At 36.4% G+C, this 2,112-nt stretch carries 2 protein-coding genes; both read right to left on the bottom strand.

Annotation, left to right across the window (positions count from 1 at the left end; all coding sequences use genetic code 11):
• Positions 1-81: 81 nt before the first annotated feature.
• Positions 82-999, bottom strand: coding sequence for an ROK family protein (locus CI949_RS20130; RefSeq protein WP_290769780.1), 918 nt, complete (start codon positions 997-999; stop codon positions 82-84).
• A 44-nt stretch (positions 1,000-1,043) separates the two neighbouring features.
• Complete coding sequence (locus tag CI949_RS20125; protein WP_290769778.1) at positions 1,044-1,916, bottom strand: aldose 1-epimerase family protein; 873 nt, start codon at positions 1,914-1,916, stop codon at positions 1,044-1,046.
• Positions 1,917-2,112: the final 196 nt, after the last annotated feature.

The following is a 2,112-nucleotide window of genomic DNA, read 5'->3' as shown; positions in this document are numbered from 1 at the left end:
TCAGAATGCATTCTACTCTGGATTATAAAAGTCCGGAAAACTACGAAAATGAGAGAAAAACGTCTAAACTATGTGTCTAATTTAATGGGGGAAGCTCAGAGCAGTAGTAATCGTTGTAGCTTCTGCTAAGAAATCTAAAGCTCTAGCTTGAACAGTCTCTTTGACCTTAGCCTCAAATAAATCCCAAGAAGCAATAACTCCACCACCAATAATGATCTTTTCAGGGTTGAAGTTATTAATTAGATTGGCTAGCCCTATCCCTAAATAATTGGCTAGTTCATCAATTATCTCTTGGGCTAGCTGATCCCCCTTGTAAGCAGCCTCTGCCACAGTGGCACCATTAACCTCTGCTAGATCATCTACCAATTGAGCAATTAAAGTATCTTTACCTGATTTTACAGCCTCTTGCCCCATTCTACCTAAGGCAGTACCAGAAGCTAACACCTCAAAACAACCATAATTCCCACAGCCACATTGCAGATCACTATGGGGGTCTAAAGTAGTATGCCCTACTTCACCTGCTCCACTACTTACCCCATGAACGATCTTATTATTGATTATTACTCCAGCACCTATTCCAGTACTTACAGTCATATAAACCATATTTTCTGCTTCTTTTCCTGCTCCAAAGTATTTTTCTGCCAAAGTAGCAGCATTGGCATCATTCTCTAAAAATACTGGTACTTGAAATTCTGATAACTCTGCTAAGACATCTACATTCTCTAAATCTAAATTAGGAGGATTGACAATTACTCCTGTTTTAACATCTAAAGGACCTGGACTACCTAAGCCAATTCCTTTGACTGCTTTCATATCAATCTTAGCTTCTTCTAAAACATTATAAATAGTTTTTTTGATGTTAGTAAAGATTCTATCCTTACCCTGCTTAGCCTCTGTAGGTACTTTACATTTAGCTATAATATTTCCCTCTAAGTCTGCTAGAGCAGTTAAAATCTTGGTACCACCTAAATCAACACCTACTACATAAGATTTATCCATCTCATCACCTATTTTCTTTTTTATTAGTTGCTAGAAGCTAACAGCTACTTGATACTTATACTATACGTACAAGAGAATTCTGCCTCAGGCTGTAGAACTTCAATCCCTTCTTTAGTCTTAAAATTACCATCAGAATTTTTATCATCAGCAACCCCATACCAAGGCTCAATACAGATAAAAGGCGCTCCAGCTGGTGGTGACCAGATACCCATATATGGAAAACCAGCAAATTCTACTTTAACCTCTCTGTCAGAGCTCTTACTCTTTAATGAGACTGACTTTGATTTTAGATCTTTTAGAATCAAAGCATCATTTCGAAATAACTCTTCAGCTAAAGGCTTGCTATTATTATTAGCTAAAAATTCTATAGTGGTATCACTCAATAATCCTTCATCTAATAAAGAAGCCCTTAGCTTTTCATTCTCTTCAAAATCTAAATAATAGTCCTCTTTAGTCTCTCCTTCTTCTAAAGGCCAATTAAAGGCTGGATGAGCTCCTATAGAGAAGTAGATAGTTTTTTGATCTTTGTTCTTCACATTATAAGTGACCTCAACTCGATTAGCTACTAATTTATACTCAATCTCTAATTCAAACTGATAAGGATACTTATTTAACAACTCTTCACTACTTGTTAGCCTATATACTACCCTTTGCTCCTCCTGCTCAACTAATTCAAATTCATTGTCTCTAGCAAATCCATGTTGAGTCAGCTTAAAAACTTCACCATCTACTTTATACTGATCATTCTTTACCTTACCTACAATCGGAAATAATACTGGTGCATGGCGCCCCCAATACCTTGGGTCAGCCTTCCATAAATATTCTTGATTATCCTCTTTTAGCTCTAGACTAGTCATCTCTGCTCCCTGACTAGCTATCTTAACCTTAATTAATTCATTCTCTATTATCGTTAACATTTCTATCCCCCTTTAATTTTAATCTTAATACTTCTCTGACTATTACTTATCAACTCCATTATTAGTGATTACTTCTTTATACCAATGAGCACTTTCCTGACCCTCCCCCAATTTGTAGGACACCGAGTTAAGATATATAATATAATCAGGAGGTGCCCGAAATGGGAAAAAGAAGAACTTACACAGAAGAATTCAA

Source organism: Halanaerobium sp., assembly GCF_003070835.1.
This window is presented reverse-complemented; position numbering and strand designations above follow the sequence as displayed.

Excerpts from the sequence above, each read along its gene's own strand:
- CI949_RS20125 (WP_290769778.1), bottom strand. The coding sequence starts at position 1,916 with ATGTTAACGATAATAGAGAATGAATTAATTAAGGTTAAGATAGCTAGT.
- CI949_RS20130 (WP_290769780.1), bottom strand. The coding sequence starts at position 999 with ATGGATAAATCTTATGTAGTAGGTGTTGATTTAGGTGGTACCAAGATT.